This is a genomic window from Rhizobium sophoriradicis, from assembly GCF_025200795.1.
Taxonomy (GTDB): domain Bacteria; phylum Pseudomonadota; class Alphaproteobacteria; order Rhizobiales; family Rhizobiaceae; genus Rhizobium; species Rhizobium sophoriradicis.
On record NZ_CP104152.1, the window covers coordinates 2,217,851 to 2,237,629 of the forward strand.

Here is a 19,779-nt window from a genome sequence, read left to right on the forward strand (position 1 = left end):
CGATTACGCCAGCGCCTCGATCGCCGTCCTCACGGCGTCCTCATCCATCTCGTGCAGGCCGATGACGACGAGGCGCGTGGCGCGCCTTTCATCGGCTGCCCAGGCACGATCGAAATAGTGATCGATGCGGCTGCCGACCGCCTGAAGCTGCAGGCGCATCGGCTTCCCGGAAACGTCGACAAAGCCCTTGAGGCGCAGCACGTCATGGGCTGATATGATCGCCTTCAACTGTTCAACGAAGCCGGCAACATCGGCGATCGGGCCAAGCTCGACGACGAAGCTGTCGAATTCATCGTGATCGTGCGGCGCGCCGTCCTCATGCTCCAACTCGTGGTGCGACTTGCGGTTGGCCAGATCATTCTCCGTGCCGATGCCGAGGCCGAGCAGGATGCCGGCCGGCACCTCGCCGTTTCTCGCCTCGATCATCACGGGCCTGCGCTGGGTGCGGGACGCGACCTCGTCGCGCACGCGGCCGAGGCCCGCCACATCGATCAGGTCGGTCTTGTTGAGCACGATCAGATCGGCGCAGGTCAGCTGATCCTCGAACAGCTCCTCGATCGGACTCTCGTGATCGAGCGATTCGTCCTCGCTGCGGGCCGCCTCGACGGCATCGTGGTCGTCGGCGAAACGGCCGGCAGCAACAGCAGCGCTGTCGACCACCGTGATGACGCCGTCGACGGTCACCTGGGTGCGGATGTCAGGCCAGTTGAAGGCGGCGACCAGCGGCTGCGGCAAGGCGAGGCCCGAGGTTTCGATGACGATATGGTCGGGCCGCTGTTCACGCTCGAGCAGCTTTGTCATCGTCGGAATGAAATCGTCGGCAACGGTGCAGCAGATGCAGCCATTGGTCAGCTCGATGATATCGTCCTCGCTGCAGTTTTCGGCCCCGCAGCCCTTCAGCACGTCGCCATCGACGCCGAGATCGCCGAACTCGTTGATGATGAGCGCGATTTTTTTGCCGCCGGCATTGGTGAGCAGGTTGCGGATCATCGTCGTCTTGCCGGCACCAAGAAAGCCGGTGATGACGGTTGCGGGAATCTTCTGGTTCATGAAACTTCAACCCTTCATTTTCAGCGGCAGGCCTGCCGCGATGAAATAAACTTCGGCGGCTTTCGCCGCGATCAACTGGTGCAATCGGCCGGCATGATCGCGAAAATCCCGCGCCATGCGATTGTCCGGCACGATGCCGAGGCCGACCTCGTTGGAGACGAAGACCAGCCGCGCCTTTGCTCGCGCCACGAAATCCCCAAGCGCGGCAAACTCCGCTGCCATGTCCCGCTCTTCCATCATCAGGTTGGTGACCCAGAGCGTTAGGCAGTCGATGAGCACCACACGGTCCTCGCCGTCGATGGCGGCGAGCTTGCCGACAAGATCGAGCGGCTCCTCATGCGTGGTCCAAGACGGGCCGCGGTCGGCCTTGTGGTGGGCAATGCGCGCCCGCATCTCCTCGTCCCACGCCCGGCCGGTCGCGAGATAGTGGCGATCAAGGCCGGTCGAAACGACGAGGGATTCGGCGAATTGCGATTTGCCTGAGCGGGCGCCGCCGAGGATGAAGACGGTGGTGAATGGGGCAGTCGTCATGAGCAAACGGTCCCTTTGCTGGAGGCGGCATCCCACCTTCTGCCCTCATTCCTGTGCTTGTCACAGGAATCCAGCAACGGCGCGTCGGCGCCGTGAATGACTCTATTTGACGTAATAATTCTCCTGTGCCCAAAGACTTGGGCACGCTGGATTCCTGGGACAAGCACAGGAATGAGGGAGGAGAGGTAAGCGCCTTGCAAGAGCCTAGCGTCAGCAAGCCTCGAAACGGCACCAGTTGATCGCGCCGCACCAGGCAGCGCCGAATTCATTCGTTCAGCCAAAACAACCTCCGTGCTGGCAGCGGGCCACTTGCCCAGGGTGGGCTTTTCGCCCGGCACGGAAGGCAGGTCTCCTGGCTCGCGGTTATCGGCCGCGATCGGGGCGGACCGGAAAACCGGTCGCCCCTGATCGTGCCAGCGGATCCGCCTCGCCTTCCCGGCTGCATCGGTGAAAAGGTGGACGATTCGTAGAGATGGAGGCGTCCGACCCCGGTTGATCACCATGCATTTCCAGTGGCTTTTCCGGCATGCGCTCCTTCCGCCCGCCTGCACCATTGCAGGCTGCCGGCCGAAAGAGCTCGATGCCGGATGGAAGACCCTGACCGCTCTACAGTCGCGGGGTCGGCTGTGATGAAGGCGCCCGGCTTGGGTCCGCCCCGTCACATTCCCTTTTCATCCGGAAAGGCAACTGCCGATCCGGAACCATCCGTTATGTCGAGATGGCAAAACGACCATCCGTTGAGGGATGGTTAGGCAAGCCAGGGGATGGAGTCAACGGCCTTGGTGTGACGGCGACGATGGCCGGTCGGAGGAGGATCTCGCATAAAAACGACTTATCCTAGATAAAAAGTCGTCTTATATCAGAGACTTACGTCATAAAAATTTATCCCGCGCGCCGGCTTTTCGCCGCAATTGCGTTGCAAGCGGACGGCACCGCCGCCCTTGACCGGGCCTCTCCCCGCCTAGTTGTCTAGCCATGCTTATGAAATTGGATCGGCGCCGCCTGCGCGCGCTGCGTGTTTTCTTCGATCCGGGCCGGGTGCGTGCGCTGACCCGCCGCAGCGAAGTCGGCCTGTCGCTGGCGGGCGCCGTCGTCGGCATCGCCTCCGGGCTCGCCGTCACCGGCATGAGCTTCGTCTCCAACGAACTGCACCAGCTGGTTTTCGGCATCGCCGACAGCGAAAGATTGAGTTCGTCGGTGATCGACGACAAGATGCTGCTGCTGACTGCCCCCGTGATCGGCGGTGTCCTGCTCGGCTTGCTTCTTTTCGTGCTGGCAAAACGGCGCAAGAAGCCGATGGTCGACCCCATCGAGGCCAATGCGCTGCATGGCGGTCGTCTCTCCCTGACCGACAGCATCATCGTCGCCGTCCAGAACCTGATCTCCAACGGCTTCGGCGCCTCAGTCGGCCTGGAGGCCGGCTATACCCAGCTTGCCGCCGGCATTGCCTCCAAGTTTGGCCTGAAGCTGCAGCTGCGCCGCTCGGATCTGCGCATTCTCGTCGGCTGCGGCGCAGCCGGCGCCATCGCCGCCGCCTTCAACGCGCCGCTGACCGGCGCCTTCTACGCCTTCGAACTGATCATCGGCACCTATACCATCGTCTCGCTGACCCCGGTCGTCGTCTCCGCCCTCGTTTCCACCCTCATCGCGAGATTGCTCGCCGAGGGGGATTTCACCATCGATATCGGCAGCTTCGGCTCGGTCGTGCCGGCCGATTATGTCCCGGCGCTGCTGCTCGGCGTCTTCTGCGCCGGCGTTGGCATTCTTCTCATGCAGGGCGTGGCCTTCGTCGAGGAGCTTGCGCGCAAAAGCGCGATCGCTCCGCCCTTTCGCCCGGCGCTCGGCGGCATAATCGTCGGGCTCCTGGCGATGATCTCGCCACAGGTGCTATCGGCCGGTCACGGCGCACTGCATCTCAACCTTTCCCGCGACGTGACCATCCCGGCGCTGATCAGCCTTTTTCTGCTGAAATCGCTGGCCTCGGCAATTTCGATCGGTTCAGGCTTCAGGGGCGGCCTGTTTTTCGCCTCGCTGTTCATGGGCGCCCTGCTCGGCAAGCTCTTTGCCTATTGCGGTCCTTATTTCGCAGATGCCACGCTGACGCCGGTGATCTATGCCGTGGTCGGCATGAGTTCGCTGGCCGTCGCCGTCATTGGCGGACCGCTGACGATGACCTTCCTGGCGCTCGAGATCACCGGCGATTTTCCGATCACTGCGCTGGTGCTTGCCGCCGTCATCACCTCCTCGCTCGTCGTGCGCTCGACCTTCGGTTATTCCTTCGCCACATGGCGCTTCCATCTGCGCGGCGAAAGCATCCGCAGCGCCCACGACGTTGGCTGGATCCGCAACCTGACGGTGGACAAGCTGATGCGCGCCGACGTCAAGACCGCAAAGGCGGGCATCTCCTTGGAGGAGTTCAAGAAGGCCTTCCCCATCGGCTCGACCCAGCGTGTCATTCTCGTCGAGGAAAACGACAAATATGCCGGGCTCGTGCTGGTGCCGGAGATCTACGCCAACCCGACCGATGTTCAGGACGAGAGCCAGACGCTTGCCGATTTCGTCCGCTACCGCAATGACTTCCTGCAGCCGCAGATGAATGCCAGGCAGGCGGCGGCGATCTTCGACAAGAGCGAAAGCGAAGCGCTCGCCGTCGTCAACAATCTGATCGAGCGCAAGGTGGTCGGCCAGCTTAGCGAAAGCCACACGCTGCGCCGTTACAGCGAAGAACTCGATCGCCGCCGCCGCGAAGTATCGGGCGAGATTTAGGTGCCTTATGAGGCGGCGCCGGCAAGCCTGAAAACGTCGGCCGCCTTCGACACGCCGCGCAGCTCGAAAGATCCGAGATAGTCACAGGGCACGGCACAGGTCGTCGCGAAGCTCGCTGACAGCAGCAGGGGCTGCTCAAGCATCCCGCACAGCTTTTCCAGCCGCGAAGCCTCGTTTACCGCTCTGCCGATCACCGTGAAGTCCAGCCTGCCGTGAGCGCCGACATTTCCGTAGAAAACCTCCCCGAGATGCAAGACGACATCGATGCCGATATCCGGGCCGCCGTGGCGCGTGCGCTCCCGATTGAGCTCTTCGTTTGCCTTCAGCAGATTCTGAGCCGAAGCTAGCGCCGCCTTGCAGGCCTTTTGCGGGTCCTCGGCCTCTGTTGGAAAGATCGCCAGCACGCTGTCGCCCATGAATTTGAGGATCTCGCCGGAATTTTCCTCGACATGCCGGTCGATCAGCTCGAAATGCTCGTTGAGAAACCCGACGATCTCTGCGGGCTGGAATACCTCGGTCAGCGCGGTGAAATTGCGCAGGTCGGCAATCAGGATCGCTGCATCGATGGAGCCGCCCATTCCCCTGCGGGTTTCCCCCGCAAGGATACGCGCGCTCGTTCTGGCGCCGGTATAGACCGCGAGGATTTCGGTTGCGGTCTTCGACACCGCGACACGGTAGGCCGCCAGCCCCAGAGCCGGCAACAGCTCCTGGATGATCGCCAGCTGGTCGTCGGAAAATCCGCCGGGCGCATCGCTGGTGAGCGAAAAGCCCAGTCCGCGTAACGCGACCTCCTTCGGGAATTCGAAAATGCTAATGACGTGATCCGTGCCGCCGGCAAGCGCGAATTCGTGAAGCTCGGCATACTCAAGCCCCTCGCCTTTCGCCAGGTTCCATCGCCCGGTTTTTTCGTCGCGGCTCAAAAGGTGAAAGATCGGCGTCTTCTCGAAGCTGCGTTCCGTCTCACTGCCATGCTCGGCATTCTCGAGAACGATTGCACCGCCCCGCTCGAAATTGGCGGCGACGCCACGATACATGGGATGGAGGGAAGGCATTCTGATGCTCGCACGCCAGATCGGAACGCCGTCTGCAATCAGCCGGTCGCATAAACCGGCGACGAGATCGCCAATATGCTCACAGGTGATTCCCTGCTCGATAAGCCACTGAATATGATCGTTAATTTTTTGCATCTCCGAATGAGGGCGACAAAGTGAAGGAATCTTTCCGCCGTCGGGCCTGCTGCGCCTAACTCGCCGGACAGACGATGAAAGAGCGAAATCGCGCTTCTTATTCATTAGCCTGCTTGATGTCGCGATGCTACTCCCGGTTGAGTGAAAGTGATGCGCAATTCGGCCGCACCGCTGCGGCTAGCCGAGCAGCCCCGCCAGCCAGTGCGGATCGAGGTGACGCTCCAATGCCAAGGCGATCTCGTCGAGCGCCTGCTCGACGCTGTCACGGTAATTCCGCCGCTCGCCGGATAGGCCGAAGCTCTGAAGCAGCCGGGCGCGATAGGCGTCGCTGCCGAAGAGCCCATGCAGATAGGTGCCCATGATCCGCCCGTCGGTCGACAGCGCTCCATCGGGCGCGCCGTCGACGATCGCCGAGGGCCGAACGCAATCCGGGCCGCGGGTGACGCCGAGATGGATCTGGTAGCCGGCGAGCGGTACGTCGTATTCGGTCGAACGGGCCTGGCTGTTGCGCACCGTCTTCTCAGGCGCCATCTCGGTCTCGACGTCGAGCAGCGCAAGCCCCGCCGCCTCGCTCGTCCCGCCTTCGATGCCGAGCGGATCGCGTACCGTGCGACCGAGCATCTGGTAACCGCCGCAAATGCCGATCACCCGGCCACCGCGCCGGACATGCGCCGCAAGATCGCGGTCCCAGCCTTGAATCCTGAGATCGGCGAGATCCGAAATCGTCGATTTCGAGCCGGGAAGAATGACCAGGCACGCATCGACAGGTAGCCGCTCGCCTGATCGCACGAAGACCAGTTCGACATCCGGCTCCGCTCTCAACGGATCGAGATCATCGAAATTGGCAATGCGCGGCAGCATCGGCACGGCGATTTTCAGCGCGCCCGTCCCGCTCCTCACCAGCCGTTCGAGCACGACCGAATCTTCGGCCGGCAGGCGCGCGGCATCCGGCAGCCACGGCACGATGCCGAAGCAGGGCCAGCCGGTGAAGCCCCGGATGGCGTGGATGCCATCGGTAAACAACGAGACGTCGCCGCGAAACTTGTTGATGATATAGCCGGCGATCATCGCTCGATCGCGGCCATCGAGAATCGCGTGCGTGCCGACCAGCGAGGCGATGACGCCACCGCGGTCGATATCGCCGACGAGCACGACGGGCACGCCCGCCTTGGTCGCAAAGCCCATATTGGCGATATCGCCGGCTCTGAGATTAATTTCGGCCGGCGAGCCGGCGCCCTCGATGACGACGAGGTCGGCTCCGGCAGCCACTGTTTCGAAGCTCTCGAGCACGGCGCCGAGCAGGCGCGGCTTCAACCGCTGATAATCCCGCCCCTTCGCCTGTCCGAACACGCTGCCCTGCACGATGATCTGGCTGCCGTTTTCCGATTGCGGCTTGAGCAGCACCGGATTCATATGCACCGAGGACGGCGTGCGGGCGGCCAATGACTGCAGCCATTGCGCTCGGCCGATCTCGCCGCCGTCGTCGGCAACCGCCGCATTGTTCGACATGTTCTGAGGCTTGAACGGCCGGACCGCCAGTCCGCGATTGGCCGCCAGCCGACAGAGACCCGCGACCAGCACCGTCTTTCCGACATCCGAGCCGGTTCCCTGCAGCATGATCGCTCTTGCCATGGCCATCGCCTTTCGTTGCGGCGAGGCCTACAATGGCGGCCGATCCTGGGTCAAGGCGTGATCTGCCCAGGCAAAACGCGAAAACCGCGCATGGCCTTGGCTCTGCGCGGTTTGCCGAAAACTCAGGCGTCTTCGCCCCTACACGGCGAAGCTCGCTTTCTCCGGTACGCACTACCTGAACCGGAGAAGCAGCGGTCGTTGCCGCTACGACCTCACTGATAGCGGCACATTCTTACCGGAGAGTTATTGAAGACTTACGCAAATGTTAATTTTGACTTTTTTCAGCAGTGCCGGCGAATTTTCTTCCGAAAACCCATCTGCGGTCGCGAGTCCATCGGCGGCGCCATTGTCGGCCCATTTGACATAAATTCTTCGAATTCAATCATTTAGTCTCGCAACCATGAGCAAAATGCGGTTGATTTCTGCGGGCGAACGCGTAGGCTTGATCAAAATGCGCCATTGTTGAACATGACCTGCGATCCGCCGCCGAAGCCGCAAGGATGAACGGCGTCCGTGAACAGGATGGCCTGTTGCGGCATCGCCGGCAGGCATCCTCCCTTTCGGGCGCACCAAAGCTTTGCAGATAATTTTTTTGGGACCCAGCGGCGCGTCCCAGCAAAGTAAATTCGGGGAATGACGATGAAGACGCTTCTGATATCGGCCGTCTTTACCGCGGCTTTTTCCATTGCTGCGCCGGCTGCCGCCGAAGATTGCGGCCAGGTGTCCATCGCCGAGATGAAATGGGCCTCGGCCGGCATTGCGGCAAATTTCGATAAGATCATTCTGGAAAGGGGCTATGGCTGCTCCGTCACCATCGTCGCCGGCGACACATTGCCGACCTTCGCCTCGATGAATGAAAAAGGCACGCCCGACATCGCCTCGGAATACTGGATCAATTCCGTCAGGGCCTTGCTCGATCAGGCCGTCAAAACCGGCCGGCTGGTGCAAGGCGCCGAGATCCTCGCCGACGGCGCCGTCGAGGGCTGGTTCATCCCGAAATTCATTGCCGACGCCAATCCCGACATCCGCTCTGTCGAGGACGCGCTAAGACATCCTGAGCTTTTTCCGGCCGAAGACGATACATCCAAGGGTGCAATCTACAATTGCCCGGCCGACTGGAGCTGCCACATATCGACCACCAACCTTTTCAGGGCGCTTGCCGCGGACAAGAAGGGCTTCGAGCTCGTCGAGACCGGCAGTCCGGAACGGCTCGACGCGTCGATCGCCCGCGCCTTCGAGAACAAGGTCGGCTGGCTCGGCTATTACTGGGCGCCGACCGCCATCCTCGGCAAATACGACATGACGCGTCTGAGCTTCGGCGTCGGCCATAACAAAAGCGAATGGGACGGCTGCACCGCCGTTGCCGGCTGCACCAGGCCGCAGCTCAATTCCTACCCGGTCTCGCGCGCTTTCACGCTTATGACCAGATCCTTCGCCACCCGCTCCGGGCCTGTCACGGCCTATCTCAAGGCTCGCAAATGGGACAACGCGACGATCAACCAGGTGCTCGCCTGGCAGGACGAAAACCGCGAAAGCAACGAGGATGCCGCGATCCACTTCCTGCGCAATTACGAGAATCTTTGGTCGAAATGGGTGCCGGCCGATATAGCCGAGAAGATCAAGGCGAGCTTATAACCGCGGGAGACGATCAACGACCGGACGATTCGAATGACAGCCAGCGTTCCCTTTCCCGACCGCGATACCGTTGCGGAGAAGCTCGCCGCGCTGTCGGAGCCCGATAAATCCTACCTGACGCTTCTCATGGAGAATGCCGCCCAGGACGACAATCTGCTTGACGGCCTGCGCCGCCACCTCGATCTTGCCGCGGGATCGCCTTTCCTGAACTCGCTGAAGCTCGAAAATCTCGGATTGTGGCTCGGAACCCAGGCGCCGGACCGATTGCAAATCCGGCTGATGGAAACGGCCCGCTCCAGCCAGCACCCCGCCTATCAAGCCTTCCGGACCGGGCTCGGCCGATCCGGCGGCCTAGAAAGGGCACATCCCCCGGCCACTCGTTAAAGTGGTCCGGACCCCGGCCCGGTCCCGGCCGTTTGACAGAATGGTCCGGCTTTAGGCGTCAGCCAGCCTCATCAGCCCGGCAAACCTACCTACCGCTTACTTCTTCGCAGCGCGATCAACCGAGCGGCCGGCATCCTGCGTGGCATTCACTGTGTTTGCCGTGTCCTTCCCTATGCCGCGGATCGTGTTGCCGCAGGAGGAAAGAGCAAGAAGAACCATGAAGGCTGCGGCAATTTTGGCCGTTGTCGTCATTTCGAATATCCTTGTTTGAAATCAACCCCGAACGGCTGTCATGCCGTTCGCGCCGATAACGCACAAGGGAACAAAAGGTTCAACCGCTGAAAGACATCCTTAGGCGGCGACCGCCTTCGCTCTTTCGGCAAAAGCGCCGCGGATGCTATCGGCTACCGTCTCGATCGGGCCTGACAGCTGCGCGGCGGTCAGCAGCCGGATATCGAAGGAGCCGAGCTCCGGCAGCCCCTCCTGAAGTCCGAGGATCGCCATGTCCTCGCTGACATAGGAGAGCGGCAGCGGCGCGATGGCGAGATCGGAGAGCACGGCGGCGCGCTGCGCCATCGTGTGGCCGCTGAGATAGGCGACCCGATAAGGCCGCTTGTTGCGTTCGAGCTGGGCGAGAGCCTCCTGCCGCCAGATGCAGCCGTCCTCCCAGATCGAGATCGGCAGGGGATCGCGGCGATGCGCCGACCCGCAGCGGGCGCCGGCCCAAACCAGCCGCTCGCGGAACACCACCTCGCCGCCTGTCGGGAACGGCCGCGTGGCGCAGTTGATCAGCGCCAGGTCGAGCCGCTGCTCCTCCATGCGCTTCTTGAGGCCAACGCTCATGTCGATCGTCACATCGACCATGATGCCAGGATAGCTTTCGGCAAAGCTCTTCAGGATTCTCGGCAGCAGCCGCTCGCCGATATCCTCCGGGGCGCCGAGCCTGACGACGCCGGTCAGCTCCGGCATGATGAAGCGCGACACCGCCTCGTTCGACAGCGCCAGTATGTTGCGGGCGTAGGAGAGTAGCATCTCGCCATGACGTGTCAGCGTCACCGAGCGGGCGTCGCGCAAAAACAACGTCGCGCCGAGTTGCTCCTCGAGCTTCTTGATCTGCATGGAAACCGCCGACGGCGTGCGGAAGACAGCCTCGGCGGCAGTGGAAAAATTGCCCGTCTCGGCGATGGCGACGAAAGTGCGCAACACATCGTTGTCAAGCAAAGGAATGGGACGGCGAAAGGGTAGGCTCATCGTCGCATCTTTCAATTTTTCTGATTTATAACCCAATATCATTTTGTTTGATTGAATGTCAATCGCTCCGCATAGTCTGTGTATCGGAACTGATGCAGCAAAGGAGGCTCGACATGGCGCAACCAAGCACCTGGAATATCCTACAGACCCTTTCCGCATTCAAGTCGCGCCGGCGCAGAGATGCAAATCACGAACATGCCCTGCGCGAATTGAAACGATTCCCATCGCACCTGCTGGCCGATTGTCAGCGGGAGGAGTTGCCTTTGCCGAGCGCAGCCGCCCGGCCGACCCGCCACCTGAGGATCGTGGAATCGCGCGCATAATGTGCGCAGCTGAAGTTTTTCGGATCTTGGCGCAAGGTCACGGTGGTCGGAAGCGCCCATCCGTCAAAAGCTAGCCACCCCCATTGACCCACCTGACCCTGGTGCCGAGATGTCGCGATCCGCATGATCGTTCCGTCGAACAGCGCTCACATTCCGCCCATGAGCTTGAAGGCGATGATCCACATGGTCGCAGCGACTAGCGTTTCCAGCATCCGCCAGGACGATGGCTTCGAGAAGATCGGCCGCAGCCATGTCGCGCCATATCCGAGGGAGAAGAAGAACAGGAAGGAACCGGTCACCGCGCCTGCGGCAAACGAAGCCTGCTGCCCAGGATAACGCGTCGATATTGTGCCGAGCAGTACCACCGTGTCGAGATACACATGCGGATTGAGCCAGGTGAGTGCAAGGCAGGTCGCAAGCGTCTGCCTGAAGCTTGCCGTTTTGGCCTCGGCCGCCGCGAGAGCGGCGTTCGACCGCAAGGCGGAATAGAGGCTTTTTGCTCCATACCAGGCAAGAAACGCGGCTCCTCCGTAACGCATGACCGGATCAAGCCAGGGCATCACCCGGGCAATCTGCTGCAGGCTGGTGACGCCGAGCACGATCAGCACGGCGTCTGACAGTGCGCATGCGAGGCAGACGGCAAAGACATGCTGGTTGCGCAGGCCCTGGCGGAGAATGAAGGCGTTTTGAGCGCCGATCGCGACAATCAGGCTGAGGCCCATCACCAGGCCGGTAAAATAGATTGAAAAATTCATAGCTTCTGCAAACGCCTTTCGCTTCGACCAGACTTCGCTATCGCGGCGACGGCAATTAGGCTAATTAATCTGCCTAATCTCAATTAAGCGGCGCTAATCCATGCTTGACTACCCCGCCCTCCGTGCCGTCGCGACTGTTGTCCAGACAGGCAGCTTTGAACGCGCAGCGACCGTGCTGAACGTCACCCCTTCGGCAGTTTCGCAGCGCGTCAAGCAGCTCGAGGAGCGTCTCGGCGTTGTGCTCGTCGTTCGAGGCACGCCGTGCACGGCAACCGAAAAGGGAGAATGGTTGTGCCGTCATATGGAAAATGTCGGCATGCTCGAAGCCGAGCTCTTCGGCCAGCTGCCGGCGCTCGTTGATCCCGACGAACCCCGCCAGAGGGTGACGCTTCAGATTGCCACCAATGCCGACAGTCTCGGCACCTGGTTCGTGGAGGCGATGTCGACCTTCGCTAGAAACTCCTCCTATCTGTTGAATATCGCCGTCGACGATCAGGATCACACCGCCGAATGGCTGCAGCGCGGCCGCGTGATTGCGGCCGTCACCAGCCTGGAAAAGCCGATAAGGGGCTGCCGGCGTTTCGCGCTTGGCGTTCTGCGCTATCATGCGACGGCAACGCCCGACTTCGTCGCCAGTAATTTTCCGCAAGGGGTGACCGCCGAGGCGATCCGCAACGCTCCGGCTCTGACCTTCAGCCAGAAGGACAGGCTGCAGAGCACGTGGGTCCGCCAAACCTTCGGACGCGATCTCGACTATCCCACCCATTGGCTCCCCTCGCCGCAAAGCTTCGTCGAGGCAACCCTATCGGGCATGGGATGGGGAATGAACCCGACTCAACTGACCCGCGAGCATCTGGCGTCGGGGCGGCTGGTGGAGCTGGTGCCGGACACCCCCCTCGATGTTCCGCTATTCTGGCAGATAAACCGCTTTGCCGCCGATCGGCTAGCGGAGCTGACGCGCGAAGTCATCAGCGTAGCAGGGCGCAATCTCGGAAAAGACAGATCGAAAACCGATTCCCCGGGCCTTTGATCGACGGTTGGCTCCGCTTCCCCGGCGGCCGCTTCTGCATCGTCTCTATGCGATGGCGATGATCTCCAGCTCGTGGCCACCCGCCTCCGCGGCATCGCCGGCAGCCTTGCCCATCAAAAGCCGCGCCACCGGCGAGACGTAGGAGATCGAGCCGGCCTTGGGATCGGCCTCGTCCTCTCCGACGATCCGATAAGTTTGCACCCGCCCGTCGTCACGGCGGAAGGTCACCGTGTTGCCGAAGGCAACCACATTGACTGACGTTGGGTAAGGCATCAACTGGGCGGTGCGAAGTCTTGCCGCTAAGTAGCGAAGATCACGCAATGGATTGGCAGCCTGCCGCCGCCGTTCATTCACATCTTCAATGGTGTTCGTCGCATCATAGGCCTCGCGCGCCTGCTGGAACTGCAGTTCGAGAGCCTTCAATCCCGCTTCCGTAACGAGATTCGGATGCGGCGAAACCGGGCGGTCGGGCAATAGGGTTTCCGACGCGGTTTCGAAACTCTCTTCCTTGGTGAAGGCAACGGCCAATCAAAACTCCATGTCCGGCGCAGTGCGCGCCAATCACCGATGGCAACTGCGCCCTGTATTCGTCGACACCATACAATATACCGACTGCGAGCGAACCGCCAATCTCCCCCATCGGCAGCGGCTTTCCCGGTCACGACTTCGGGAACGTCCTGCCGCGCACAGCGTTTATCGCCGCATAGCGTCGAGGAGGATCGAATGCCCGGCGAACGGCGAAATGCCTGCGACAAGGACTGGAGCAAAACATGCCTTCGTTCCTGACGGATAGCATGCCGCTGACCCCGAGCTGGTGGGATATCGCCGCGCGGATCGTACTGACAGTGATCGCCAGCGGCCTTATCGGCCTCGATCGCGAGCGCGGCGGCCACGCGGCCGGCTTCAGGACGACGATTCTGGTGGCGCTTGCCGCCTGCCTGGCAATGATCCAGGCCAATCTCCTTCTGTCGACATACGGAAAGACCTTCAGCTACTTCACGCAGATGGACGTATTGCGCTTTCCCCTGGGCGTCCTGACGGGCGTCGGCTTCCTCGGCGGTGGAGCGATCCTCAGGCGCGGCGACATGATGACCGGCGTCACCACGGCAGCGACCCTGTGGTTCATGACGGTGGTCGGCCTCTGCTTCGGCGGCGGCCAGATTGTCACCGGGACGGCGGCGACGATTGTCGCCTACATCGTCCTGTCGCCCATGAAGCGCCTGGATGCCTGGCTGACCTGCGAACGCAAGGCAACGCTGGTCATCAATAGCTCCGAAGTCGAGGTACCGGACTTGTCGGCGCTGCTGAACCCCTTGGGATGCCGTGCCCTCTTTGTTGCATACGGGCCAACAAGCGATGGCCGCACAGGCGTGACGTACGAGCTGAGATGGATGGCAGACGACCGCGAGGCGTCATCGAGGGCGATTCTGAAAGCGCTTTCCGCCCTTGATGTCGCAGGGTTCTCGATGCAATCAACGACCACCTGATACCCCGGAGCCTTCCTATTTGGAGACGTGCTCGGGCTTGCCCTTTCTCTTGGTCGAGGCGAATTCCTCCAGCTGCTTTTCACTCATGGACTCGACCATCTGTTTTGAAGCGCCCTTCAATTCTTTTTTGGGCGTCTCACCGCGCTTGGCCGAGAGTGCGGCGCCTGCCGCCTTCTGCTGAGCCTTGGACTTGGCTGGCATATCGAAACCTCCTTTTGCTTGGGATCAGCCGCCCCCAAGCTGGTATCCAGCTCTCGTCGCCCTCTTTGTGGCCTCCCTTGCGGGGAGAAGGCTGCGGCGAAAGCCGCAGCCGACCGCTCGTCAGTTGATGGTGGCCCACTGGCTGCGGACATCCCTGGCGTTCTTCGACAGGTGAACATGCGCGTCGACGTGATCGACCCAATCGATTGGGATCAGGTGGTGCTTGCCGTCTTCCGAGTCGGCCTTCGTCAGCTTGATGCGGGTGGGACCATCGAGATGATCGACCGTCCCCATATGGGTGCCGTCTGCAGCCCGCACTTCCATATGTTCTCGGATCTGATCTGCGGAAATCATCATTTCCTCCTTTGCGTCATTGTCAGCTACGAAGCGGCAACGACGTGGAGCGGACTTGGTTCCAAGCACGCTGAACGTGTTCAATCGGCCGTCACCTCCCAGTTGTCGTCCGGGTTGAATGTCCTGATGCCGGCAGCTATTTTCTCGGTCTCCCGGCCGAGATTGGCCTGATAAACCGTACCGTTCGCGTTCACTGCGAAAGTGTGCATGCCGGTTTCGCCATATCGGATGGGCCAGGCGATAAGGGCAAATCCTGCAATCATGTTGCCGTTGATCACATAATTGAACTCTCCGCCCGCGATGTTCGGCCCTTGGCTGTCGATGATCCTGTAGCGGTAGCCGTAATAGCCCTCACCGGCTTTCGCCTTGTCAAGCGCCGCATTGTCTTCGAGCGCGTTGCCCGCCGGGCTATCGCCCGCGCCCAAATCGGGCGACCAGTAGAGACCATCGGTTTTGCCGTCGCTGCTGATCAGTTTCTGCGCATATTCCAGCACGCCGTCATCGTCGTGGTCGGCGAAGGAATACTCCTTTTGAGCGTCGACATAGGCCCGCATCGTTTCGATGGTCTGCAATTCGTTCTCGCCGACGCGGCGCTCGATGATCTCCTCGAAGCCGGCGAAGGTGTCGAAGTTCCATTTGCCATCGCCACCCTTCACGATCGGAAATGGCAGAGGCCATAATTTGTCGCCGATCTCGATGATCTTGCGGCCATCGACATCATTCACGACGATCTTCTTCTGTGTGCCGTCCCGGATTTGTGCGTAGGTGTCCATCACCCCTTCGCCCGCCTTCGCTTTCGCTGCATCGATACCGAGCAGTGCCGCGAATTTGTCGAAATCATCAGCTGCGAGCGCCGCTTTAAAGGCGTCGACGGCCTGTTCCGGCGTGTCGAATACCGGCGGATCGCTCTGCGAAGCGAAGCCCGCGATGACGGTTGTATCGGATGGCTCTGCTGCAGACATCAAAACCGGATCGGTGGCGAGAGCCGCAAGGGCGAATACCAAACCCAGAAGCATGTTTCTGACTGACTTTGTCATGACGTTCCTCCTTCTTCCGGTCACCGGCGACGGCCGCCGCCGCGGCGCATTTCTCCACCGCCACCGCGATTGCCACCGGCCATGGCCTGCCTGCCTCGGCTGGACTGCATCTGAGCGCGCCTGCCGCTGTCGACCTGACCGAGCGCCGAAGGCTTTCTCGGCCGGCTGTCGACCTTGGCCGCGGGCTTCGGCTTTGCGACCGGGCGTTTGGCGTTGACCCCAGGCTGTGCAATTTCGGCTGCCCTGTTCGTCGTTCTTGCGTCGGGCCTGTGGTTCTGTGCGGCCTGCGCTGCCTTCCCGCCTCCAACGGCGGCTCCTGTATTGCCTGCCTTGTTGCGAGCAGCATTTACCCTGTCCGCATCGATCTTGCTCTTGCGGACATCGTTGACACTGACTTTGCCCGGCTGGTCGCGGATCGTGTTCGCACGGTCGTTGCCTCTTGCTCCGACCCTGTTGCCGGCGTTCGCCACGATACTGGTCCGGAAGGCGTTGCGATCGATCTTGTTGAACTGGGCGCCGTCGAACACGATCTTGCTGCGGTCGACGTTTTTCCAGTCGACATCGTTGATGTTCACCTTGCCGTTAATGTTGTTGAGGCAATTGTTGCAGTCGATATCGACGTTGCCGTTCCAGCGCCCGCCCCATACGCCCCAGCGATTCCAGTCGACGGCGGCGGCCCACACCGCTCCCGTCACCACGCCTGCGAAAAAGGTGGCTGTTGGATAGTAGTAGTTTGGATAGGGGTCGGGATAGAAGCCGATCGGCTCGGCGACAAAGTTCGGTTCATACAGCATCTCCGGCGCGTATTGCGGAACATAGATCTTTTCGGGACTGGCGGAGACGATCACGACGTTGTCGTTCTCCTGGCTGACCTTGATCTTGTCATCGGTCTTGATGATGCCGTCGGCGACCGCTTTGTCGCGCAGTTGCTGTATGGCGATCAGAACGTCCTTCTGCTGGTAGGAGAGCGCCTCACCGAGAGACTGCGTCCAATCCAGATCCTCGCTCATCATCGTGACGATCTGCGGATAATTCAGCAGGGAAACGATGCTGCCGTCCCACGTCGTCTTCGGCTTGAGCTCGGGCTGCTTCTTCAAGGTTTCGAGGAACCGGGCCGCTTCCACGACCTGCAGCGGATAGAGCGATGCCGACGTGACGAGGGCAACGAGTTCGTCCGGATAAAGCGCGATTCGCGCCACCAATATATCGAGTTCGTCTTCGCTGAGCGGCGCCGGCGCGTCATCTTCGGCCGCGACGGGACCGGAAGCGACCGGCTCCTGCGCGGTGGCGGTCAGAAACAGATGTGGTGAAAACGGGGGGCCTGGAAAAGGCAGGAACAGGGCCGTGGCGAGCAACAATGCGTGAGGTCTAGCCATCTCAAATCCTCCTTACGGTCAGACATGGTGTGTCGGCTGTTCGCACCATACATTCAATCGCGCTTACATTCATTCCGGTGACGGGAATCGACAGCGGAAGCGTCACTGGTACCGCTGATGCACCGAGCTGCGGCGAAGCGGCCGTTCACGCCGGCATCCTCTTCGCTTCCCCCGTCCGCGGCCACAGGATCGCGGCAAACAGCAGCGCGTAGATCAAGGCTGCCGCGACATAGATGATGCGGGTGGCGAAGGATTCTGCAGCGCTGCCCGGCAGAGGCGAGACCCCGAGACCGAAGAGGATCAGGAAGATTGTCAGGGCGCCGGCAAAAACCGGAGCGTTCCTCGAGCGGCCGGCAGCACGCCCTCCAATGAGAAGGACGACGATGAGAACGATGAGGAAGATCGAGAGGAGATTGGGGCGCAGCGACAGGGCGGCATAGGCGACGGAGGCAAGCACGCCGCCGAAGAGGTTGACGAGCACGAGCCCGATCGCCGTTCGCGCGCTTGCGGCAATGTCCAGCTGCCCGAGCAGCGACGCCACCGTTATCGGAATGACCGCCGCAGCAGTCAGGTTGTCGCTCGTCAGGCAGATCACGACGGAGCCGAGAAGGATCACCGTGTTTGCTAGCGCCCGAAGCAAGGCCGGCGGTCGCCGCTCGATTGGTGCCGCCTCGACATTCCCGGAGAGCGGTTCGGGAAAGACCGCATGGGCGAACCACATTAGAACCGTGCCCGACAGCACCCCGGCGACCAGGATGGACAGGATGGAATTGGCGAGTTCCTTGTTCAGGATGCCGAGCAGAGGCACGATGATCGAAACGACGAGTACGAGAAAGACCGCGGGTCCTCCCTTTCCCGTCGACTGTGCGGCAAAGCACGCAAAATAGGTCAGCCCCAGGATCAGAAGAAAGGGCGCCGGACGGTCGCCGAGGACGTTGGTCAGAACCATCATCGCCATCCCGGCGATCAGAATGACCACCGCCGCGCCGACGGTCTTACCGAACGGCATAGGGCGCGAGCTGCCGAGCAGGAACTGGGCGGCAAAGAGCGGACCGAGGAACGGCACGATAGCCCCAGCATGGACCGCGAGCGTGAAGCCGACGGAGACCGCCAGCGCCACCCGCAACCCCTGGCGTTTCTGCGCCTCGACCGCAGGGCTCCTTTCAATTGACATAGGTCAGCACCGATTTGATGCGGATCCAGAGCGATCCCCAGGCATTGGTCACCGGGTTGTCGCCCGTATAGATGACGACCGTCGCCTGCGAGCCGTAGCGCACGCCGCCCTTGGGCCGCTGCGCCTCCTCGATGACGAGCCGGACGGGAAAACGCTGCGCCTCCTGGACCCAGCCGCTATCGTTTCGGATCGTCGGCAATCCGGTGTTCGGGTCCGTGCTGCCTTGCGATACGCCAAACCCGACGCTCTCGACCGTCGCCGGAAACAGCCGGCCGGGAAGCGCATCGAAAAGTATGTCCGCCTTGTTGCCGACGGCGACCTTCTCCAGGCTGTTCTCCTTGAAGGCCGCATTGATCCAGATGGTGCCGGCGTCGATGAAGGTCATGGCAGGCTGGCCGGCCGAGACCACCTTGCCGATGGTGAGCTGCAGGTTGGTGACGACACCGGCAGAAGGCGCGTGCACGGTCGTGCGCACCAGATCGAGCCGCGCCTTCTCCAGTCCGGCAAGAGCAGCGCGCAGTTGCGGATTGTCGTTGCCGGACGGGCCGAGTTGCTCTTTCGCCTTGGCAAGGTCGGCCTGCGCCCCCGAAACGGAAGCCTCCGCCTGATCATAAGCGGATTTGGCTGCATCGAACCGAGCCTTCGAGAAAACGCCGCGTTTCACCAGTTCGGTCGCCCGGGCATATTGATCGCGCAAATTGTCTCTGTCGGCCTGCATCTGGACAAGCTTGGCCTGCGCCGCATCGACTGATGCAGTCGATGCCCCGATCGATTGGCCCACGCTCGCAAGCGCTGCTTCGGCCTCGCTGACGGCCAGTTCATAGCGCTCGGGATCGATACGAAAGAGAACCTGATCGGCCTCGACACGGGAGTTGTCGGCAACCCCGACTTCCACGACCCGGCCGGTGACTTCGGGCGCGATGCCGACAATATAGGCCTGAACCTGAGCCTGCGAGGTCGATGGCGTCCGCCGCTCCATGAAGATGGAGAGCACGAACAGGGCGAGCGCCAGCAGGACGACGATCAGGGCGATCCTGCGCAGCGGATTGCGCGGCGTCGACGAAATGGCAGGCTCGTCCAAGTTCTCGGAAACCACGACAATATCCTTCCGAAGCGTTGCGTAAAGCGCGGAGAGTTTCAGCGCCGGACGTTTGTCACAATGGTCATGACCGGCAAGATGAAACGCAAGTAGATAACCGTAACATACGCCGTCCGACGGCTTGCCGCCGGCCCGTTGCGCGCATCAGCGAACAGATGGTGGCCGCAAAACCTGGTCGAGCGCGCCCTCTATTTCCTTCGAAAGTTCTGCGATCAGTTCCTGGTACTCGGCAACGCGCTCATTGCGCTTCGGATCGGTTGAGACGGTCCATTTCTTCAGCGCGGATTGGGCGTCGGCGAAATCTCTGCAGATTTCCCGGAAGTCTTCGCTGCGGGCAGAAAGATCGTCGATCGTCTTGATCCTGGCTGGAAACTGCCGACAGACTGCGGCCACCCCTTTGTCCATGGTTCACTCCTTGACCGCATTTGAGAGGCTGCCACTGCAAGATGTGTCGATCCCGATCTTCGTGGACGACGACCGGTTCGTGGAGTATGTTACTGTAAGATA

21 protein-coding genes and 1 riboswitch are annotated in these 19,779 nt (G+C 61.4%); of the genes, 6 read left to right on the plus strand and 15 right to left on the minus strand.

The window, feature by feature from the left end; translation table 11 throughout:
- Positions 1-3: 3 nt before the first annotated feature.
- Positions 4-1,050: a cobalamin biosynthesis protein CobW gene (gene cobW / locus N2597_RS11115; protein ID WP_183599326.1), complete on the minus strand. Its 1,047-nt coding sequence runs from the start codon at positions 1,048-1,050 to the stop codon at positions 4-6.
- Between the two features lie 6 nt (positions 1,051-1,056).
- The gene (gene cobU, locus N2597_RS11120) at positions 1,057-1,581 is read right to left on the minus strand and encodes a bifunctional adenosylcobinamide kinase/adenosylcobinamide-phosphate guanylyltransferase (RefSeq protein WP_106796706.1); all 525 of its coding nucleotides are present in this window, start codon (positions 1,579-1,581) and stop codon (positions 1,057-1,059) included.
- 572 nt (positions 1,582-2,153) lie between these two features.
- Positions 2,154-2,302, minus strand: a riboswitch (cobalamin riboswitch).
- 254 nt (positions 2,303-2,556) lie between these two features.
- On the opposite strand from cobU, the gene N2597_RS11125 reads away from it, so the two are divergent.
- Complete coding sequence (locus N2597_RS11125) at positions 2,557-4,347, plus strand: chloride channel protein (RefSeq protein WP_077989331.1); 1,791 nt, start codon at positions 2,557-2,559, stop codon at positions 4,345-4,347.
- A 5-nt stretch (positions 4,348-4,352) separates the two neighbouring features.
- On the opposite strand, the gene N2597_RS11130 is transcribed toward N2597_RS11125, so the two are convergent.
- Both N2597_RS11130 and N2597_RS11135 read right to left on the minus strand, forming a co-directional pair.
- Positions 4,353-5,441, minus strand: a complete 1,089-nt coding sequence (locus tag N2597_RS11130) for an adenylate/guanylate cyclase domain-containing protein (RefSeq protein WP_086156459.1) — start codon at positions 5,439-5,441, stop codon at positions 4,353-4,355.
- A gap of 270 nt (positions 5,442-5,711) precedes the next feature.
- The gene (locus N2597_RS11135) at positions 5,712-7,166 is read right to left on the minus strand and encodes a cobyric acid synthase (protein ID WP_183599324.1); all 1,455 of its coding nucleotides are present in this window, start codon (positions 7,164-7,166) and stop codon (positions 5,712-5,714) included.
- Positions 7,167-7,799: 633 nt separating this feature from the next.
- On the opposite strand from N2597_RS11135, the gene N2597_RS11140 reads away from it, so the two are divergent.
- Together N2597_RS11140 and N2597_RS11145 are read left to right on the plus strand one after the other, a co-directional pair.
- On the plus strand, positions 7,800-8,801 hold the full coding sequence (locus tag N2597_RS11140; protein WP_179363772.1) for a glycine betaine ABC transporter substrate-binding protein: 1,002 nt from the start codon (positions 7,800-7,802) through the stop codon (positions 8,799-8,801).
- 33 nt (positions 8,802-8,834) lie between these two features.
- The gene (locus tag N2597_RS11145; RefSeq protein ID WP_009994696.1) at positions 8,835-9,185 is read left to right on the plus strand and encodes a hypothetical protein; all 351 of its coding nucleotides are present in this window, start codon (positions 8,835-8,837) and stop codon (positions 9,183-9,185) included.
- Positions 9,186-9,281: 96 nt separating this feature from the next.
- On the opposite strand, the gene N2597_RS11150 is transcribed toward N2597_RS11145, so the two are convergent.
- Together N2597_RS11150 and N2597_RS11155 are read right to left on the minus strand one after the other, a co-directional pair.
- Positions 9,282-9,437 (minus strand): entericidin domain-containing protein, encoded by a 156-nt coding sequence (locus N2597_RS11150; RefSeq protein WP_003560194.1) that lies wholly within the window; start codon positions 9,435-9,437, stop codon positions 9,282-9,284.
- Between the two features lie 99 nt (positions 9,438-9,536).
- The gene (locus N2597_RS11155; RefSeq protein WP_170961533.1) at positions 9,537-10,478 is read right to left on the minus strand and encodes a LysR family transcriptional regulator; all 942 of its coding nucleotides are present in this window, start codon (positions 10,476-10,478) and stop codon (positions 9,537-9,539) included.
- A gap of 71 nt (positions 10,479-10,549) precedes the next feature.
- Between N2597_RS11155 and N2597_RS11160 the strand changes: the two genes are divergently transcribed.
- Positions 10,550-10,759, plus strand: coding sequence for a hypothetical protein (locus tag N2597_RS11160; protein ID WP_183599322.1), 210 nt, complete (start codon positions 10,550-10,552; stop codon positions 10,757-10,759).
- 146 nt (positions 10,760-10,905) lie between these two features.
- Here the strand turns inward: N2597_RS11160 and N2597_RS11165 are convergent, their stop codons facing one another.
- Positions 10,906-11,514: a LysE/ArgO family amino acid transporter gene (locus N2597_RS11165; RefSeq protein WP_039620276.1), complete on the minus strand. Its 609-nt coding sequence runs from the start codon at positions 11,512-11,514 to the stop codon at positions 10,906-10,908.
- Positions 11,515-11,614: 100 nt separating this feature from the next.
- On the opposite strand from N2597_RS11165, the gene N2597_RS11170 reads away from it, so the two are divergent.
- Positions 11,615-12,544 (plus strand): LysR family transcriptional regulator ArgP, encoded by a 930-nt coding sequence (locus tag N2597_RS11170; protein WP_183599320.1) that lies wholly within the window; start codon positions 11,615-11,617, stop codon positions 12,542-12,544.
- A 45-nt stretch (positions 12,545-12,589) separates the two neighbouring features.
- On the opposite strand, the gene greA is transcribed toward N2597_RS11170, so the two are convergent.
- Positions 12,590-13,072 (minus strand): transcription elongation factor GreA, encoded by a 483-nt coding sequence (gene greA / locus N2597_RS11175; RefSeq protein WP_077989333.1) that lies wholly within the window; start codon positions 13,070-13,072, stop codon positions 12,590-12,592.
- A gap of 242 nt (positions 13,073-13,314) precedes the next feature.
- On the opposite strand from greA, the gene N2597_RS11180 reads away from it, so the two are divergent.
- Positions 13,315-14,031 carry an MgtC/SapB family protein gene (locus N2597_RS11180; RefSeq protein WP_183599318.1) on the plus strand — a complete coding sequence of 239 codons (717 nt, stop codon included), beginning with the start codon at positions 13,315-13,317 and terminating at the stop codon, positions 14,029-14,031.
- A gap of 15 nt (positions 14,032-14,046) precedes the next feature.
- Here the strand turns inward: N2597_RS11180 and N2597_RS11185 are convergent, their stop codons facing one another.
- From N2597_RS11185 to N2597_RS11215, 7 genes are all read right to left on the minus strand, one after another.
- Positions 14,047-14,232 (minus strand): DUF3008 family protein, encoded by a 186-nt coding sequence (locus N2597_RS11185; protein WP_038689520.1) that lies wholly within the window; start codon positions 14,230-14,232, stop codon positions 14,047-14,049.
- Between the two features lie 120 nt (positions 14,233-14,352).
- A complete protein-coding gene (locus N2597_RS11190; protein WP_038689522.1) occupies positions 14,353-14,586 on the minus strand; it encodes a DUF2171 domain-containing protein in 234 nt (77 codons plus the stop codon).
- Between the two features lie 80 nt (positions 14,587-14,666).
- Positions 14,667-15,623, minus strand: coding sequence for a DUF2950 domain-containing protein (locus N2597_RS11195; protein WP_183599316.1), 957 nt, complete (start codon positions 15,621-15,623; stop codon positions 14,667-14,669).
- A gap of 20 nt (positions 15,624-15,643) precedes the next feature.
- On the minus strand, positions 15,644-16,999 hold the full coding sequence (locus tag N2597_RS11200; RefSeq protein ID WP_106796701.1) for a DUF3300 domain-containing protein: 1,356 nt from the start codon (positions 16,997-16,999) through the stop codon (positions 15,644-15,646).
- A 145-nt stretch (positions 17,000-17,144) separates the two neighbouring features.
- Positions 17,145-18,173, minus strand: coding sequence for a DUF2955 domain-containing protein (locus tag N2597_RS11205; RefSeq protein ID WP_077989337.1), 1,029 nt, complete (start codon positions 18,171-18,173; stop codon positions 17,145-17,147).
- On the minus strand, positions 18,163-19,269 hold the full coding sequence (locus tag N2597_RS11210) for an HlyD family secretion protein (RefSeq protein WP_077989338.1): 1,107 nt from the start codon (positions 19,267-19,269) through the stop codon (positions 18,163-18,165). The genes N2597_RS11205 and N2597_RS11210 overlap by 11 nt, the downstream gene beginning before the upstream one ends.
- Positions 19,270-19,416: 147 nt before the next feature.
- Complete coding sequence (locus N2597_RS11215; RefSeq protein WP_010033769.1) at positions 19,417-19,677, minus strand: KOW domain-containing RNA-binding protein; 261 nt, start codon at positions 19,675-19,677, stop codon at positions 19,417-19,419.
- Positions 19,678-19,779: the final 102 nt, after the last annotated feature.

Excerpts from the sequence above, each read along its gene's own strand:
- N2597_RS11200 (WP_106796701.1), bottom strand. The coding sequence starts at position 16,999 with ATGGCTAGACCTCACGCATTGTTGCTCGCCACGGCCCTGTTCCTGCCT.
- N2597_RS11195 (WP_183599316.1), bottom strand. The coding sequence starts at position 15,623 with ATGACAAAGTCAGTCAGAAACATGCTTCTGGGTTTGGTATTCGCCCTT.
- N2597_RS11155 (WP_170961533.1), bottom strand. The coding sequence starts at position 10,478 with ATGATATTGGGTTATAAATCAGAAAAATTGAAAGATGCGACGATGAGC.
- N2597_RS11135 (WP_183599324.1), bottom strand. The coding sequence starts at position 7,166 with ATGGCAAGAGCGATCATGCTGCAGGGAACCGGCTCGGATGTCGGAAAG.
- N2597_RS11150 (WP_003560194.1), bottom strand. The coding sequence starts at position 9,437 with ATGACGACAACGGCCAAAATTGCCGCAGCCTTCATGGTTCTTCTTGCT.
- cobW (WP_183599326.1), bottom strand. The coding sequence starts at position 1,050 with ATGAACCAGAAGATTCCCGCAACCGTCATCACCGGCTTTCTTGGTGCC.
- N2597_RS11215 (WP_010033769.1), bottom strand. The coding sequence starts at position 19,677 with ATGGACAAAGGGGTGGCCGCAGTCTGTCGGCAGTTTCCAGCCAGGATC.
- N2597_RS11190 (WP_038689522.1), bottom strand. The coding sequence starts at position 14,586 with ATGATTTCCGCAGATCAGATCCGAGAACATATGGAAGTGCGGGCTGCA.
- N2597_RS11205 (WP_077989337.1), bottom strand. The coding sequence starts at position 18,173 with ATGTCAATTGAAAGGAGCCCTGCGGTCGAGGCGCAGAAACGCCAGGGG.
- N2597_RS11160 (WP_183599322.1), top strand. The coding sequence starts at position 10,550 with ATGGCGCAACCAAGCACCTGGAATATCCTACAGACCCTTTCCGCATTC.
- N2597_RS11125 (WP_077989331.1), top strand. The coding sequence starts at position 2,557 with ATGCTTATGAAATTGGATCGGCGCCGCCTGCGCGCGCTGCGTGTTTTC.
- N2597_RS11145 (WP_009994696.1), top strand. The coding sequence starts at position 8,835 with ATGACAGCCAGCGTTCCCTTTCCCGACCGCGATACCGTTGCGGAGAAG.
- N2597_RS11185 (WP_038689520.1), bottom strand. The coding sequence starts at position 14,232 with ATGCCAGCCAAGTCCAAGGCTCAGCAGAAGGCGGCAGGCGCCGCACTC.
- cobU (WP_106796706.1), bottom strand. The coding sequence starts at position 1,581 with ATGACGACTGCCCCATTCACCACCGTCTTCATCCTCGGCGGCGCCCGC.
- N2597_RS11180 (WP_183599318.1), top strand. The coding sequence starts at position 13,315 with ATGCCTTCGTTCCTGACGGATAGCATGCCGCTGACCCCGAGCTGGTGG.
- N2597_RS11140 (WP_179363772.1), top strand. The coding sequence starts at position 7,800 with ATGACGATGAAGACGCTTCTGATATCGGCCGTCTTTACCGCGGCTTTT.
- N2597_RS11165 (WP_039620276.1), bottom strand. The coding sequence starts at position 11,514 with ATGAATTTTTCAATCTATTTTACCGGCCTGGTGATGGGCCTCAGCCTG.
- N2597_RS11170 (WP_183599320.1), top strand. The coding sequence starts at position 11,615 with ATGCTTGACTACCCCGCCCTCCGTGCCGTCGCGACTGTTGTCCAGACA.